This is a genomic window from Parasediminibacterium schistidii (genome assembly GCF_046546515.1).
Classification (GTDB): Bacteria; Bacteroidota; Bacteroidia; order Chitinophagales; family Chitinophagaceae; genus Parasediminibacterium.
The window spans coordinates 36,569-52,549 of the sequence record NZ_JBKHKJ010000010.1 but is presented as its reverse complement, the minus strand read 5'-3'; the positions used below and the strand labels follow the sequence as shown (position 1 = coordinate 52,549).

The 15,981-nt window shown below is 38.0% G+C and carries 16 protein-coding genes; 10 read left to right on the top strand and 6 right to left on the bottom strand.

Features of this window, described 5'->3' with window-relative positions:
- Positions 1–90: 90 nt before the first annotated feature.
- From ACHFIY_RS07670 to ACHFIY_RS07660, 3 genes are all read right to left on the bottom strand, one after another.
- On the bottom strand, positions 91–771 hold the full coding sequence (locus tag ACHFIY_RS07670; protein ID WP_410845490.1) for a GNAT family N-acetyltransferase: 681 nt from the start codon (positions 769–771) through the stop codon (positions 91–93).
- Positions 772–829: 58 nt separating this feature from the next.
- Complete coding sequence (locus ACHFIY_RS07665) at positions 830–1,309, bottom strand: DoxX family protein (protein ID WP_410845489.1); 480 nt, start codon at positions 1,307–1,309, stop codon at positions 830–832.
- A 193-nt stretch (positions 1,310–1,502) separates the two neighbouring features.
- Positions 1,503–3,392, bottom strand: coding sequence for a leucine-rich repeat domain-containing protein (locus ACHFIY_RS07660; protein ID WP_410845488.1), 1,890 nt, complete (start codon positions 3,390–3,392; stop codon positions 1,503–1,505).
- A 200-nt stretch (positions 3,393–3,592) separates the two neighbouring features.
- Between ACHFIY_RS07660 and ACHFIY_RS07655 the strand changes: the two genes are divergently transcribed.
- The 3 genes from ACHFIY_RS07655 (at position 3,593) to ACHFIY_RS07645 (ending at position 6,337) form a co-directional block, all read left to right on the top strand.
- Entirely contained in the window at positions 3,593–4,636 is a 1,044-nt protein-coding gene (locus tag ACHFIY_RS07655) for a sensor histidine kinase (protein ID WP_410845487.1), read from the top strand.
- Positions 4,633–5,358, top strand: a complete 726-nt coding sequence (locus ACHFIY_RS07650; RefSeq protein WP_410845486.1) for a LytR/AlgR family response regulator transcription factor — start codon at positions 4,633–4,635, stop codon at positions 5,356–5,358. Before ACHFIY_RS07655 ends, ACHFIY_RS07650 begins: the two co-directional genes overlap by 4 nt.
- Positions 5,359–5,446: 88 nt before the next feature.
- Positions 5,447–6,337 carry a Fic family protein gene (locus ACHFIY_RS07645; protein WP_410845485.1) on the top strand — a complete coding sequence of 297 codons (891 nt, stop codon included), beginning with the start codon at positions 5,447–5,449 and terminating at the stop codon, positions 6,335–6,337.
- 515 nt (positions 6,338–6,852) lie between these two features.
- On the opposite strand, the gene ACHFIY_RS07640 is transcribed toward ACHFIY_RS07645, so the two are convergent.
- The gene (locus ACHFIY_RS07640) at positions 6,853–7,407 is read right to left on the bottom strand and encodes a hypothetical protein (RefSeq protein ID WP_410845484.1); all 555 of its coding nucleotides are present in this window, start codon (positions 7,405–7,407) and stop codon (positions 6,853–6,855) included.
- A gap of 83 nt (positions 7,408–7,490) precedes the next feature.
- On the opposite strand from ACHFIY_RS07640, the gene ACHFIY_RS07635 reads away from it, so the two are divergent.
- Positions 7,491–7,883, top strand: coding sequence for an SET domain-containing protein (locus ACHFIY_RS07635; RefSeq protein WP_410845483.1), 393 nt, complete (start codon positions 7,491–7,493; stop codon positions 7,881–7,883).
- Between the two features lie 105 nt (positions 7,884–7,988).
- Here the strand turns inward: ACHFIY_RS07635 and ACHFIY_RS07630 are convergent, their stop codons facing one another.
- A complete protein-coding gene (locus ACHFIY_RS07630; RefSeq protein WP_410845482.1) occupies positions 7,989–9,257 on the bottom strand; it encodes an NRAMP family divalent metal transporter in 1,269 nt (422 codons plus the stop codon).
- A 190-nt stretch (positions 9,258–9,447) separates the two neighbouring features.
- Positions 9,448–10,620, bottom strand: coding sequence for an aminofutalosine synthase MqnE (gene mqnE / locus ACHFIY_RS07625; protein WP_410845481.1), 1,173 nt, complete (start codon positions 10,618–10,620; stop codon positions 9,448–9,450).
- Positions 10,621–10,815: 195 nt separating this feature from the next.
- On the opposite strand from mqnE, the gene ACHFIY_RS07620 reads away from it, so the two are divergent.
- From ACHFIY_RS07620 to ACHFIY_RS07595, 6 genes are all read left to right on the top strand, one after another.
- Positions 10,816–11,799 (top strand): sensor histidine kinase, encoded by a 984-nt coding sequence (locus tag ACHFIY_RS07620; RefSeq protein WP_410845480.1) that lies wholly within the window; start codon positions 10,816–10,818, stop codon positions 11,797–11,799.
- A 6-nt stretch (positions 11,800–11,805) separates the two neighbouring features.
- Entirely contained in the window at positions 11,806–12,570 is a 765-nt protein-coding gene (locus tag ACHFIY_RS07615; protein ID WP_410845479.1) for a LytR/AlgR family response regulator transcription factor, read from the top strand.
- Between the two features lie 331 nt (positions 12,571–12,901).
- On the top strand, positions 12,902–13,144 hold the full coding sequence (locus ACHFIY_RS07610; protein ID WP_410845478.1) for a hypothetical protein: 243 nt from the start codon (positions 12,902–12,904) through the stop codon (positions 13,142–13,144).
- Positions 13,141–13,524, top strand: a complete 384-nt coding sequence (locus ACHFIY_RS07605) for a DUF2147 domain-containing protein (protein WP_410845477.1) — start codon at positions 13,141–13,143, stop codon at positions 13,522–13,524. The genes ACHFIY_RS07610 and ACHFIY_RS07605 overlap by 4 nt, the downstream gene beginning before the upstream one ends.
- A gap of 4 nt (positions 13,525–13,528) precedes the next feature.
- Positions 13,529–14,836 (top strand): TolC family protein, encoded by a 1,308-nt coding sequence (locus tag ACHFIY_RS07600; RefSeq protein ID WP_410845476.1) that lies wholly within the window; start codon positions 13,529–13,531, stop codon positions 14,834–14,836.
- Complete coding sequence (locus tag ACHFIY_RS07595) at positions 14,836–15,978, top strand: efflux RND transporter periplasmic adaptor subunit (protein WP_410845475.1); 1,143 nt, start codon at positions 14,836–14,838, stop codon at positions 15,976–15,978. Before ACHFIY_RS07600 ends, ACHFIY_RS07595 begins: the two co-directional genes overlap by 1 nt.
- Positions 15,979–15,981 lie beyond the last annotated feature (3 nt).

Sequence of the window (15,981 nt, the reverse complement as noted above, 5' to 3'; positions counted from 1 at the left end):
GCAAATTAGTTGATGCCTATAAGTGATGGATGGGAAGAATATGTAATAGGATTATTTCCAAAAATCATCGGTTAAAAAATATCCTATCCATTATTTTCCACTAATAATATTCCAAAAACTAATTTTCCGCCTTGTTTCAAAACCTAGTTTCTTGTATAGGTTTATTGCTGCGGTATTGGTTTCGGCAACATGCAGGTAAGCCATTCTGTTTTCTGTAAAAATAGTGTTGACGGTATGCGCCACAAGTTCTTTCGCATATCCATTACCAATATGGTCTGGATGTGTTACCACTGCGCTTACCTCTGTATAGGCATTCATTTTCATGCGTTCGCCAGTAACGGCTACCAATTCATTGTTTTTATAAATGCCAAAATATTTGCCAAGATGGAACGTTTTCTGTTTAAAATAGCCCGGCTGAACAAGGTTTACCAATGAATATAATGTTTGGGCATCAGCCGGGCATAGTTGCACAATTTTTTCTTTGTATTCTGTAGTAATTGGGTTTAGGCAAGCCATTTGCAAGCATACTAATTCCTTTACCACCTGTAATGGTTGTGGCACAGATGGTCTTTCTCCTACTATAAAAAAGTTATTGGCTATTTTCGAATATTCGATAATGTTATGCTGCGTATTTTCTATTTTTTCAAAACCTCCAAAAGGGCAAAAATCGTGATAATAAAATTTTATATTTCCTTCATACATGGCAAATGCCTGATGCGTTTCTGATAGTGAATACCAAACTGGATTATCTAATTTAAATGCTTCGTTCATGCGTTACAAAAATATCTCGCAAAGCTAAATTAGAATATTCTTTCAAAACCTATTCACCCTATCTTTTCCCTTCCTGCCACCACCTGTCCAAAGATTTCCTCCCGGCACCTTCTATCAATAAAAACAAACAGGTAAGCAGTTGCGCATAATCTGACCGTATTTCGTGCAGCACTGCCCAAATGCCCATTTTAGGCGGGGCTGGTGGAAGTGGCAAAGGGCTAGTGCCTAAATACAAAGATATTTTTGTAGAAAGGATCGCCACAATCATTTCCACAATAAACCAAAATGCAGTAAAACGGGTGAACAACCCAAACAATATAAACAACCCGCCAATAATTTCTGTAGCCCCCACAAAATTGGCAGTTAACTCCGGCATGGGGAAGCCCAGTTTGGTAAACCTGCCAACCCCTTGGTTTACGTATACAAATTTCAAGATGCCCTCCCAAAAAAATACGCCTCCTGCCATCAGGCGTAAAATTAAAATACTTGTTTGCCCATGCACGGGCGGGTTGCTGAACCAGTTGATTGCTTTTTTCATTTTTTGTGTTTATATGGTTGAATACATTTTTGAAACACAAAAGAAGAAAACCCAAACCCCGCAAAACAATCATTTACATTAACCACAGGAAATACTTGATTAAGTTAGTTTTTTAACCGTAGAGGACGCAAATATTTTCAGCAAAGTGTACAGGTTTTTTTGCCATATAGGCCCTCATATCATAACGCCGCACTTAATTCCTTCTAGTAATCATAAATATATCACTATGAAGTGTAAGTTTTTTAGCAACTACGTTTGTAACTTCCACACGATAAGTCCCATCGCTAATAAAGGAAAAGGTACTATCCCCCACTTTTGTTGCAACAAGTACATTTTCTTTGTACCATTTATATGTATTGTTCGTAGGTGTCCCTCCCGCAGAAACAGATAACGTATTTTTCTTGTTATTCAAATGGATTGCGTACTGTGGTGAGTAATAAGGAGAGTTTGGTTCTACATATTTATTGGCACGAACCATGCGTGCTACCTCCTCCATTCCGTTAAAAGTAAATTCATTGTCATTTATTGCAAACTTGTAGCAATTCGTTAGTTTCTTTAATGAAGCAGGGATAGCCCCACTTAATTTATTGAAACTCAAATCAAAATTAGAAAGGTTGGCTATGTTTCCTAATGAAGGTGGTATGCTACCTGACAATTGATTATAACTGAGATTTAAAGTATTGAGTTTAGTCAAACTGCCTAATGAAGGCGGAATTGTACCAGTAAAATTATTGCCGCCAAGATCCAACTCTGTTAAATGAACTAGATTACCCAATGCCGAAGGAATAGTATCAGTTAATTGGTTATTGTAGAGATTTAAATTTGCTAGATTAACTAACTTACCTAAAGAATAAATATTGCCGCTAAGCTTATTATTATTAATCCACAAAAGGCTAAGCTTAGTTAACTTACTTAATTCAGTAGGGATTGGGCCACTCAATTGGTTATTAGAAAGTTCCAAATCCCCAAGATTGTTCAAATTACTAATTTCAGGAGGTATTGAACCACTGAGTTTATTATTCTTAAGCACCAAGGAAACAAGTTGAGTTAAGTTACCCAATTCAGCAGGAATAGCTCCACTGAGTTGATTATCATAAAGAAACAAGGCTCTTAATTTATGTAAGTTTCCTAATGCTTCGGGGATAGATCCACTTAATTGATTATACTCAAGTTCTAATTGTAATAGGTTTATTAATTTACCAAACGACTCTGGAATTATACCACTTAATTGATTAGTGCTAAGGTTTAACCATTTCAAATTGTGTAAGTCTCCTAAAGATGGAGGGATGATGCCAACTAATTTATTACCAATAAGAACCAACGTATCTAAATGTTCTAAGTTGCCCAATGATGAAGGAATGTTTCCCGTTAATTTATTCACACCAATAGCCAAATACTTAAGGTTACTGAGGTTTCCCAATGATTGCGGAATGGCTCCACTCAATTCATTATAACTAAAATCCAAATAAATTAAGTTGTGTAAATTCCCCATTGAGGAAGGCAGAAGTCCACTTAATTTATTAGAACCTAAATCGAAATAATTAAGGTTTGGAAGATTCCCCAACGTTGATGGGATATTTCCATTTAAAATGTTAGTACTCAGATTCAAATAAGAAAGATTCGAAAGATTGCCAAGTTCGGAAGGTAATGTACCACTAAACCTATTGCGTGATAGATTCAAATATTCAAGTCTCGATAATTTGCCCAATGTAGCAGGGATTAAACTGTTTAAATTATTTAAGCCTAAGTTTAAATATACCAAATCAGTTAGGTTGCCAATTGATACAGGAATATTACCTGTTAAATTATTACCACTTTCTCCATCTCCTTCATCAATATTCATATATAAGTTTATCGAATCTACTCTATTATTCTTGTTGACCCTAATCCCGTACCAACTACTTACAGGAGCTTTAGTCAACCAATGGTCATGTTTTACCCAATGAGAACCTTTTGTACTTTTATATAAATCAACTAGTGCAAGGCTATCTTGGATATTTACTTGGGCTTTTAAAATTTGGGGGAAGTATAGAAAGGAAACAAAAGTTATTAATAAAATTAATTTAGGGGTTAAATGTTTCATAACGCAGCTTGTTTTGAGAATATTTCGTTTACAATAATAATCACTATTTCTTTAAATCATTTTTACAAATCAAATCTACCTTTCTTCCTTAATACTTCGTGCTCCTTTGTGTTTTCGTGCCTTCGTGGCAAATAAAAATAGATAATCAAGATTTAGCAATAGATAATATAAAACCCATAGCCGTAGCAAAATGCTTTGCTATGTTTGTACAAGCAATGGCAATACAAACAACAAGGCAGCAAAAATGGCTACAGCTACTCTGGTGGGTAGGGCTATATATTTTCTGGGTAATGGTTTTCCAGAAAAGGGAATTTGCTTTTTCTAGAACCGCTACGATTGAGTTCTGCTATCTGATATTTATTGCAGCCAATTTTTATTTCAATGTTTTTTATACCATCCCCCATTTCCTCTACACCAAAAAATATTTCTCTTTTGCAGGGTTAATGCTCGCAGGCATAATTGTAGCGGCTTTACTGCGTGTTCCCTTGGCTACTTACCTTAACCAGCACCATTTCCTTATCGGCAAGCCTCAGCCGGGACCGGCAGATTTATTTGTCCGATCTCTATTAAATATTTTTATCTGGGTCGTATGCTTGGTCGCTGGGAAAATAGCGATTGACCGCTTCCGTTTCCAACAATACCTGGATGAAATGGCAAAGGAAAAAGAACAGGCGGAACTCGATTTTTTAAATGCACAATTCAACCCGCACTTTTTGTTCAATTCCATCAATTCTATTTATGGGCATATCGACAAGCACAATACCGTTGCCCGGAATATGCTGCTCACTTTTTCGGATATGCTGCGCTACCAATTGTACGATTGCAACAGCGCAACCATCGGCATAGAAAAAGAAATGAACTACATAAAAAATTATGTGGCTTTGCAAACCGCCCGCAAAGATGAAAGCCTTATAGTAGAACTTTCCATCGACGACAATGTAAAAGGCTTTTCCATTGCACCGCTGTTGTTTATTGCTTTTATAGAGAATAGTTTTAAATATGTGGGCAATAGTGAGGACTCGGAAAATAAGGTAAGTATCAATTTGTGCAGAAAAGAAGACACCTTACATTTTAAATGCTACAACACAAAAGATCCAGACTTTATTAGCCCAATAGAACACAAGGGCATCGGTATGGCCAATGCAAAACGGAGATTGGCTTTGCTATATCCCCAACAACACGAGCTGGATATTTTGGATGAAAAAGATTCTTACGAAGTGAATTTAAAAATCCTACTCGCATGAAATTAAACTGCATGATTGTGGACGATGAACCAATGGCAAGAATAGTATTGGAGGAATACATAGAGGACGTAGATTTTTTGCAATTGGCGGGCAAGGCCGAAAACCCCGTAAAAGCAAAACAATTGCTGGAAAACCAGCGGATAGATCTATTGTTCCTAGACATTAATATGCCCCGCATGAGTGGCATAGATTTTCTGCGCAGCGGGCAGGAATTGCCATTGACCATCCTTACCACAGCCTACACGCAATATGCAGTGGAAGGTTTTGAATTGGATGTGGTAGATTATTTGGTAAAACCTTTCTCTTTCGAGCGGTTTGTAAAAGCTTGCGAAAGGGCAAAGGAATATGCCGAGCTAAAAAACAAACCCGCAGAAATGCTGAGCCACAACCCGGCAGACAATTATTTCTTTGTAAAATGCGATGGCAAAATAGAAAAAATTTTGTACGATGATTTGATTTATGTAGAAGCCATGCTAAACTATATCGTACTGCACACAGCCACCAGAAAATTGGTCGTGTACCTCACCATCAAAAGCATAACGGAACAATTGCCCAGCAATTTTTTCCTGAAAATTCATAAATCAACCATCATCAACACTTCCAAAATAAAAAGCATCGAAGGCAACGAAATAGATATGGGCAAAGCCAAAGTAACCATCAGCCAAAACAGCTACGATAGCGTGATGAAAGAAATTTTGAAAGGGAGGATGATAAAAAGATAAAAATTTTTTGCCGCTATCGGCAAAAAATTAAATTAAAATTATTTTTATGGTGCATCTTTGCCGATAACGACATGTTGTAAAAAAACCAATGAAATATATTTCTGTAAGTGATTTCGCAAAAAAATGGAACTTATCCGAAAGGACGGTGCGCCATTACTGTGCAACAGGAAAAATAAAAGCCGCTTTCCTTACTGGAAAAACATGGAATATCCCGGAAGATGCTTCTTTGCCTGACAAAGGGAGCAAGAAAAAAATCAGTCAAAATATATTGCTCAACCAATTGAAAGAGCAAAAAGAAATGAAGTTAAAGGGCGGTATTTATCACCGCACCCAAATTGATTTAACCTACAACTCTAATAAAATAGAGGGCAGCCGCCTTACCCACGACCAAACCCGTTATATTTTTGAGACCAACACCATTGGCATTTCTAAAGAAAGCATCAATATAGACGACATTATAGAAACCACCAACCACTTTCGTTGCATAGATTTAATTATTGACAAGGCAACAGCAAAACTAAACGAGCCGTTGATAAAAGAATTACATTATTTATTGAAATCAGGCACTTCAGATGGCCGAAAAGATTGGTTCAACATAGGCGATTATAAAAAATTGCCCAATGAAGTTGGGGGAAATGAAACTTGCCGACCCAAAGAAGTGCCCACCCAAATGAAAGCATTATTGGCTGAATACCATGCCATTGGAAATAAAACCATCCATGATATTATCGCCTTTCACCACCAATTCGAAATCATCCATCCGTTCCAGGATGGTAATGGGCGTGTAGGTCGGTTGATCATGTTTAAAGAATGCCTCGCCAATAATATTGTTCCCTTTATCATTAGCAATGAACTAAAGTTGTTCTATTACCGTGGCTTGCAAGAATGGGAGAATATAAAAGAATATTTATTAGATACTTGCCTTATTGCCCAAGATAATTTTAAAGCCATTCTACAATATTTCGAGATAGATTTTTGATTTGGGTTGCTAAAAGATGCTTTGCTAATTAGAAGGAAATTTACTCAGCAATAATTGTAATAATTATTTTGCAATATTTTATTTTATTTCAAATATTTTATTACAATGTTGCAATAATTATTTTGTGATATTTTAAATTATTGCAAAAATTTTATTACATCTAGACTTGCTAATAAAAAGTGCTGGATATTTACAATGATTTTTTAAAACTTGTTGACTAAAGCAATGTCTTCTATTTCATCCTTAGCACCTTTGCCTTTTATTATCATCTTCCTGACGTCAGGAAAATGGTTCAAAGTTCTCCCATTTGCTGTAGCCCAATAGGTTTTGCAGTTCCCTGGCACTCTAGCTTTCTACGCCTTCCACTTCCGCAGCAGCTGCTTAAAAGCGTTCAAACAATTGTTTTATTTCTTCTGTTTTCACAAAACATTATTAATGATTATTCAAATATTGATTCCTTGTTCAAAAATGCAGCTTCCATTTTACAAAACCCTCATAAACATCGCCTAAACGCTTTAGTGCATACACCCCAAGTACAAATCCCTTTTTATAGCAGTAGCCATCGGGAATTTTGGCGCAAGTATTTTTACAACGCTGTCTGCTTCTTGCTTGTTGTTGAAGATGTTTGCAAACACCGTCATTTTTAACTTGTCATTACTATCTTTTTCATAAGCGTATGACATCTCGATGCTCACAAAATTTTGGTCGCCAAATGGCCTTCTAGGGTAATATGCGCCACAATACATATCGTCCCCGCAACTGTCTGGTAGTATGATCCCTTTTTTACGCCTATAAATCCTTTCTTCCATATTTACTTTAGAGCCAAGCAATGCCGCAGCATTTTTTGCAATACGCATCAATGAATCGAAATTATATCCTGTACCTACCAGTACCAAATAGTAGGCTCCCGTTTCTGCATCGGGGCTATCGGGTTTAATTTCCTTGGTTTTATAAACAGTATCTCCAATAAGCACTGTGTCTGCCTTTTTAACTACAGTAACTTTTGTTTCAGGTTTTTGAGTGCAAGCTGCTAGAAAGATTAGCGTGTAATAAATTGGCAATTGTTTCATTTCAATTAAGGGTTCTATATTTTGTTCAAAGTAAAGGTAAAACTGATAGGGAAATATGTTGCAGAAGCATTTATTTTTACCCCATGATTTTACCGGATTTAATACTGGCACCTTCACCCAAAGGCGGTGATGGAGGGCTGGGGGTTTTTACTACCCGTTCTTTTGCTGTAGGCACGGTAATAGAAATTTCCCCTGTGCTAGTGCTGAACAAGGAAGAAAGGAAACTGGTGGAAGCCACCAAGCTGTACAATTATATTTTTGCAAGGGTCGCAAGCGAGGAGGGAGCGGCCATTGGGCTTGGCTACATTTCCATGTACAACCATAGCTATACATCAAACTGCGAATATGAAATGGACTATGAAGCTGGCACAATGACCATTAAAACAGTAAAGCCCATTAAAAAAGGGGAGGAGCTGTTTATTAATTACAATGGCAATGCAGATGATGCAAGCCCGCTTTGGTTTGAGGCGATATAGTTGGTCAGTAGTCAGTGGTGAGTTACAAATACACCATTAAATCTTTATCGTTCTTATTACTTATCCCTTACTACTAATGATTAACAACGGACTACTGACCACTGACTACTGACTACTAAGCTGCATATACACCAATACCACGGCTGCTGCGGTCATCAATATCAATGCGGCAAAGCCAAAAATATTGGATAGTTTGCCATTGGTAAATTCGCCCATTACTTTTTTGTTGTTGGAGATGTGCAGGATGATGGCAATAAGTACAGGGGCTGTTAGCCCGTATAAAATAGCAGAATAAATCAATTCCTGTATTGGGCTAATGCCTAGGTAGGTTAATGAAAGCCCCACCAACAGCGAAATAATAATGATGATGTAAAATGCCTTTGCCTCGTGGAATTTTTTATCCAGCCCTTCTTCCCAGCCAAATGCTTCTGTAACAATATACGAAAGCGAACCGCTCAATACAGGGATGGCCAAAAGCCCGGTTCCTATTACGCCTAATGAAAAAAGGAAGTATGCCCAATTGCCAGCCAATGGTTTTAAAGCCTGTGCAGCTTGTTCCACGGTGTCAATGGTATGGATGCCGCCTTTAAACAATACTGAACCTGCCGTGAGGATGAGGAAATACATGATGATGTTGGAGAACAACATGCCAAAGTCAACATCTTGTTTCATGTTGCTCATTATTTTTTTATTTACCACAAGGTGTTTTTTATGTTTCATTTCTTCTACTTCCATGGTTGCCTGCCAAAAGAAAAGGTAGGGGGAAATGGTTGTGCCAAGTATTGCTACAAGGATGCTGATAAAGTCCTTATTGAAGTGGATAGTAGGTACAAATGTGGATTTAAGGATGGCTGGCAGATCTTGCTTGCATAAAAAAGGCACTACCAGATAAACCAGCAGCACAATGCACAAATATTTTAAAACCCCTGCAATTTTTTGATAGGGCAGGTAGATAATCAATACCAATAATAAAATAGTAAAAGCTACACTAAAATAAGTTGGATGGACAGTGGGGATGAGCAAATTGCCTACTGCGCCCATTGCTGCAATATCTGCGCCTATATTCATTATTATGGCAGGGAAACTAAACAATACCATAAGGTATAAAATAGGCTTAGGGTAGTTTGTCTTGAGTGTTCCAGTAAGCCCTTGTGAGGTAACAATGCCTATCCTTGCACACATTTCTTGGATAGATGCCATTAAGGGGAACGTAATCAAAGCCGTCCACAGCGTGGAAAGCCCATAAGCAGCCCCTGCTTGCGAATAAGTAGCAATGCCCGAGGGGTCGTCGTCGCTGGCCCCCGTGATAAGGCCAGGGCCAAGTGTTTTCCAGAAAAGAAATAGGGTACTGCTTTTTTTCTTCTTGTTTCCCATAATCCTATATGCTTTATTGGGATTTATAGTTGGCAAGATACATTATAAGTCGTAAGTCAAAAGTTATAAGTCAAGTAACAAAAAGTGCTGGTTCAATTGAACCAGCACTTTTTGTTTGTAGTTTTTATTATTAGCGGCAAATTAGGTTTCCTTCCTACTCCGACCAACTCCCGTTTATCCCCCGGAAATCTCAATTCAACGAAAGCTCCACCTCTGCTACATCATTATTTGTATAATCATGTATTTCATTGTACAACGTGTCCCTTTCTATAGGTTGCCTTTTTACTTGCTTTATCAGCGTTACCAGTTGGGCGGTATTCATGGTAGGGCTTTGTTCCTCGCTGCCGGCCATAGAGTATATCTTGGTGCTATCGTCAATAGTGCCGTCAATATCGTTCACGCCAAAATTCAAGGTCAGCTGGGCACTTTTTCGCCCAAGCATTGGCCAGTAGGCTTTTACATGGGGAAAATTGTCTAGGTACAGCCTGCCCACGGCATATACTTTCATGTCTTCTATGGTGCTGCTTTCAGCTATATGGCTCATGTCGTTGCCTTTGTTCCTGAATTTTAGTGGGATAAATGTATTAAAACCACCTGTTTCATCCTGTAGTTTGCGTAGCCTGTCCATGTGGTCTATACGGTGGGCGTAAGATTCAATATGGCCATAAAGCATGGTGGCATTGCTGTGCATACCCAAGTCATGCGCTGCTTTGTGTATATGCAGCCAGCCTTCAGCATTTACTTTGTCGTCGCAAATCTGCGAGCGAATATCTGGGTGGAAAATTTCTGCACCGCCCCCAGGCAATGAATCCAAGCCCGCTTCGTGGGTAAGCCTCATGCCTTCTTCCACGCTCACTTTCGCCTTGCGGAACATATAATCCAGTTCCACCGGCGTAAATCCTTTGATGTGCAAATCGGGGCGGTGTGCCTTGATGGCTTTCAGCAAGTCGATAAAAAATGCAAGGTTCATTTTAGGGTGCACGCCACCCACAATATGCACTTCGGTTACGGGCTTGCCGTCATAGCTTTTCACGATGTCCAGCATTTGGTCAATGCTCAATTCCCATCCTTCTTCCTTATGTGCATATAAGCGGGAGTAGGAGCAAAATTTGCAGCTAAACACGCAAACATTGGTAGGTTCTATATGGAAATTGCGGTTGAAATAGGTTTTGTCGCCATGCTTTTGCTCACGCACATGGTTGGCCAATGCACCTAGGTAGGCAAGGGAGCCTTTCTCAAAAAGTATTACCCCATCGTTAAAGCTGATGCGCTGCTGGTTTAGTATTTTATGGCCTATACGTTTTAAATCCTCGTCTTTTGTACTTGCCACAATGGCTTCGGTACTATTGATTAATGCTGTCATAACTGCTATAGATAAAATGCAAATTTACTTTGTTTATAACAAGGAGGGGAAGAAAAAGTTGGGGGTAGGGTAAAGGCGGAGGTAATGGCGTTAAGAAATTAATAACTAACACCAAATAGATTTTTTTGGTTGCATTATAACTTGCCCGCCATTTCATGGCAAACTACTTAGCTTTGGATATAAAAAAATGAAGATTTGAAAAAACGGTTATATACAATTGCACTGATTACCTCGCCTATTATTGCAGTGTATGGCGTGAGCCCGATTTTTATATTTGATAAGGTAAACCAGCAGTATTTCCTTGAGTTTGCTGGTGTTTTGACCTTCCATATCTTCTTGTTTTGGGTAATGAACATTTACCTTATATCAAAGGATCACAAGTTGAAACATTGGCAGCTTTATCTAATAAGTTATCCTTTTTCATTCATCATACAGCTTATTGGCCCAGTTTTATTACGCAATACGCCTATCCCTCATCGTTTTGAGGTAGGAAATTTTCTGCTCTATCCTTTCATTACTACCATTGCTATTAATTCTATCGTTATTATTTTGTGCAGCTCCATTCAGTTGCAGTTTAAAAAACGGGATGCAGACATAGAAATAGAGCAACTGAAAGTAAAAAACTTAGAGGCACAAAAACAGGCTTTGATGCAGCAACTGCAGCCGCATTTCTTGTTCAATTCGTTGAGTGTACTAAAATCATTGATTAAGGAAAACCCAGAAGATGCGGAAGATTATACGGTGAAGCTGTCGGACTTTTTGCGGTATTCGGTCGAGTCGCACAAAAACCAAATAGTTACCCTGCAAGCGGAACTACAATTTACCAACGACTATATACTGCTTCAAAAAGTGCGTTTCGGTCATTCTTTTAGTTGTTTTATTGATATTCCAGAGCAGATTCTTTCGGATAAAATACCTGTTTATGCCTTGCAGACATTGGTAGAAAACGCCTTTAAACACAATTATTTTACTGAAAAAAAACCATTGGCTATCCGCATTTCTTATGAAAATGAATTGATAAAAATTTGGAACAATAAAGTGTCCATCCGTTTAACCGAAAGAAGTGCTACTGGACTGAACAACTTGAACATGCGGTATGAACTAATCAGTGGTAAAGGCATAGAAATAATAGAAACAGAGGATGATTTCTGTGTGATGATTCATCTAATAAAAGATTGACAAAGTATGAAAATAGTAATTATAGAAGATGAAAAACTTACCGCAAGGGACTTGCAAAACACTATTGTTTCCATTGAACCTGCCGTGCAAATATTGGCCATTTTGCCATCGGTTGAAGATGCCATCGCTTATTTGGAAAGGAACAAGGATATAGATTTGATTTTTTCAGACATACAATTGGGCGATGGGTTAAGCTTCGAGATATTTGAAAAGATAAATAACCATATCCCTATAATATTTTGCACCGCCTATAATGAATATGCCTTGGATGCTTTTAAAACACTGGGGATAGATTATTTATTGAAACCATTTACCAAAGAAACCGTTGGAAAGGCATTGGGCAAATACCATCAGCTACAAGAAAAATTGACACTGCTACAAACGGATTTTACGAGCCTGTTGAACCTCTTAAAAACGCAATTGGCACCCACTAAAACCCCTTCAGTCATCATTCAGCAGGGCGACAAAATAATACCCATGGATGGCAGCAACATTGCCTTCTTTTTTGTAGAGGACGATTATGTGTTTGCATACACTTTCGAACATAAGAAGCAGCTACTATCCCATAAATTGGATTATTTAGAAAAAACTTTTGCCCCTTACTTCTTTCGTGCCAACAGGCAATTTCTTGTTAACCGAAAAGCCGTTAAAGATGCTGCCTATTTTTTCAACCGAAAAATGGTTGCCAACCTTACCGTACCTTTTTCTGAAAAGATTATTGTGGGCAAACTAAAAACAACTGCTTTTATTGATTGGCTGGCTGCATATTAAGTGCTGATACTAACACGTTATTTTTGCCACGAAGACACAAAGGCTCAAAGTGGCACGTAGGAAAGAAGGTCGAAAAACAGTAAAAGGCCACTACTCAGGTTTTAGTTTCATCATTTAATAAGAAAGTAAGGTTTATTGTTTTACTATGTGGCGAGTAGTAACACTTCTTTTTCTTTGTGCTGCTTCGTGTTTTCGTGCCTTTGTGGCAAAAAAAATCTCTTCAAATCCTCACTTCGCTTTCTGTCCATTTCACACTCAATTTGTCCATTTCGGATGAAAAGTCCTTGCTATTGCATTTAGCTATGTCCAATTTTATGTCGTAAAGAAGGCAATGGACAATGTTTCAAGCAAGAAGGAATTAATTAAGGAAAGATTATCGACCATAGATAATGCTTCATTGATTGGCTACACCATTGGGCTTGCTATTGGAAACAGAAAAGAGGAAGACCAATTTGAATTGGTGATAAGGCATTTAAAAGATTATCTAAAAGACAACCCAGCAGTAATGCAACTGATTTTGGGAGAAGAATTGGTAGCCATGATTCATCAATATAAAACAACAGATAGTATATGAAAAAGTGGGTATTGATATGCTTTGGCTTGGCGATAAGCTTCAACAGTTATTCCCAGCAAATAAATGGTGCGAACAGCATTATTGGCAAATGGAAAAATGATGGTGGCGATAAGGAAATACAAATGCAGATATATGCTATGAAGGACAACAGCTACTATGGCAGCATCATAAACGACAAAAGCACCCCAACCAAAAATGGGACGATATTGTTGAAAGCCTTGAAATATGATGCTTTTACAAGAATGTATAAAGGCACAATGCAACCACCCGACGCCAAACTAGAGCTAACCGTTACGGTGGCTTTTGAAGCTGATAACAGGCTTAAACTAGTTGCCAAAAAGTTTTTTATGATAAAAACCTTGTACCTAACCAAACAATAATCAAATGAAGGATAGTATCGTTTTTTTAGTAAGCACAATGATTGGTATTGCTGCTTCTGCGCAACACACATTTAATAGTTTGGATACCTTTTTTAATTATGCTGCTCAAAAAAGCATCACGCTACAATCCAATGACATTAAATTGATGCAGGCAAAAAAGGCAAAACTGGCAGCAAAACTTAGCGTGATAGACCCCACGGAAAATGCTTCTTTGGCTTTTACGGACAATACCAAGCTTCCAGTTACACTTTTTCCATCAGATGCTTTTGGGGGTGCTCCTGGAACGTATAAAGAGATAAAAAGCGGCATACAATACAACACTTCCTTTAGCCAAAATGCAGATATAAAGTTGTTTAACCTAGGTGGGTGGGAGAATTTGAGACTAGCCAAATTGAATATAGACCTAACCAATGCTAGCAGTAAAGTGAGTGTAAAAAACTTGTATGACGATGTTGCAAGTAGCTATTATAACATCGTAACCTTACAGGAACAATTGAAAAGCACCCTACAAAACCTTGCAGTAGCTGATACACTGCATAAAATTGCTGAAAACAAATATGCGCTTGGGTTAGTGAAGCAACAGGACGTAAACGACACAAAAGCGAGCTATTTAAACACGAAGGAATCGTTGCACCAAATAGAATTTAGTATTCGGCAATATTATATCAGCCTAAAAATACTGTGCGATATACCAGAGAGCGAAGTGATTATGATTGATGTTAATAACCTGCAATCTAATTTACTTGATAAAAGCGCAATTGATTTGAACCTATTGAACCAAAACTATAGCTTATTGAAACAGAAATATGCCGAAAGCAATTACTTACAAATAAAAAAAGCAACCTTTTTGCCAACCCTTTCATTTACGGCTTCTAATGCTTACACGTTGTATAACCAAAGTTTCAAGGTATTTGATGGAAAGTGGTATAACAGCCAAAGCATAGGTCTTAAATTGGCGTTGCCTTTGCCGAATGCGAGTAGCCTTTCCAATGCCGTAAAAGCAAAATATGATTATCAATTGGCGAAAAAAACAGCAGAGCAAAGTACAATTACTGCCGAGTTGGACAGGCAACAATTAGGGAATGAGTATGACAAGGCATTATCGCAATACCAAACCAACATGGAAATATTTCAGTTAAGGAAAGACAGTTACCAAAGAAACAAAAACCTTTATACAGAGGGGTTATTTGGCATGGACCAAACGTTGAATAGCTTCAACGCAATGGTAAATGCACGCTATAGCCTTATTTCCTCACAAATAGCGGTGCTCTTGGCACAAGCAAAAATTGACATCAACAATAAAATTAAATAATGATGAAAGTAAACGTTTTTTTAGTAATAACAACCTTGGCAGCACTTATTTCCTGTGGAAAAAAGACACAAGAAACAAAACCCATACGAAAAGATGTAACAGAAATGGTGTTTGCTTCTGGCATTTTGGAGGCTAGAGGGAAATATAGCCTCACTGCACAAGCAGATGGGTATTTGGAAAACATAAGTTTTCTAGAAGGGGATATTATTAAAAAAGGGCAAGTGGTGGCAATAGTTGACAACAAGGAAAGTGGTTTCAACACCGTAAGTGCAGATGCTTTGTACAACATTGCAGCATACAATGCAATGCCTAATGCGCCATCGTTGATCAGTGCGAAAAGTGCCGAGGAAATAGCCCAACAAAAAATGGAACAAGATAACCTGCAAGTGCAACGTTATAAACGGCTTTGGGAAAGTAACAGTGTGGCAAAAAATGACTATGAGAATGCCGTGCTTACTTACGAGACATCGAAAAGTAATTATGAAACAGCGGTGGAAAACTACAAAAAGTTACAGACTGATGCCGAGCAACAACTGATTACTAACAAGGCAACCAAAGAGATTAACAAGGTATTGATGGCGAAAAATCAAATTTATGCGCCTGTGTCTGGCAAAGTGTATAAAAAATACAAAGAGCAAGGGGACTATGTGAAAAAGGGCGATGTGATTGCAGACATTGGCGATGCCAACTTTATATATGCCAAGGTAAATGCCGATGAGAGCAATATTGCAAAAGTAAAAGTGGGGCAGGGGGCGAGTATTCGGTTGAACACCATGTTGAACAAAATATATAACGGAACGGTTGCAGAAATATATCCCTTGTTTGACGATGCCACACAATCCTTCTTCGTAAAAATATTATTTAACGATACCCTTGATTTTAAATTGATCAATACGCAATTGCAAGCCAACATTATAGTTGGGGTACAGAAAAATGCACTGCTTATTCCCCGCAACTTTTTGGATTTAGGGGGCAACGTAACCATCAAGGGGCAAAAAGAACCAACAAAAGTGGTTACCAACTTTGTAAGCAGCGATTGGGTACAAGTGCTTGCTGGAATAGACGACAATAGCATTTTGGTTACGGATAACATTGCCGTCAATAAAACAAAGACCTCCGATTTGGGAAGTCAATTGAGATAGCGT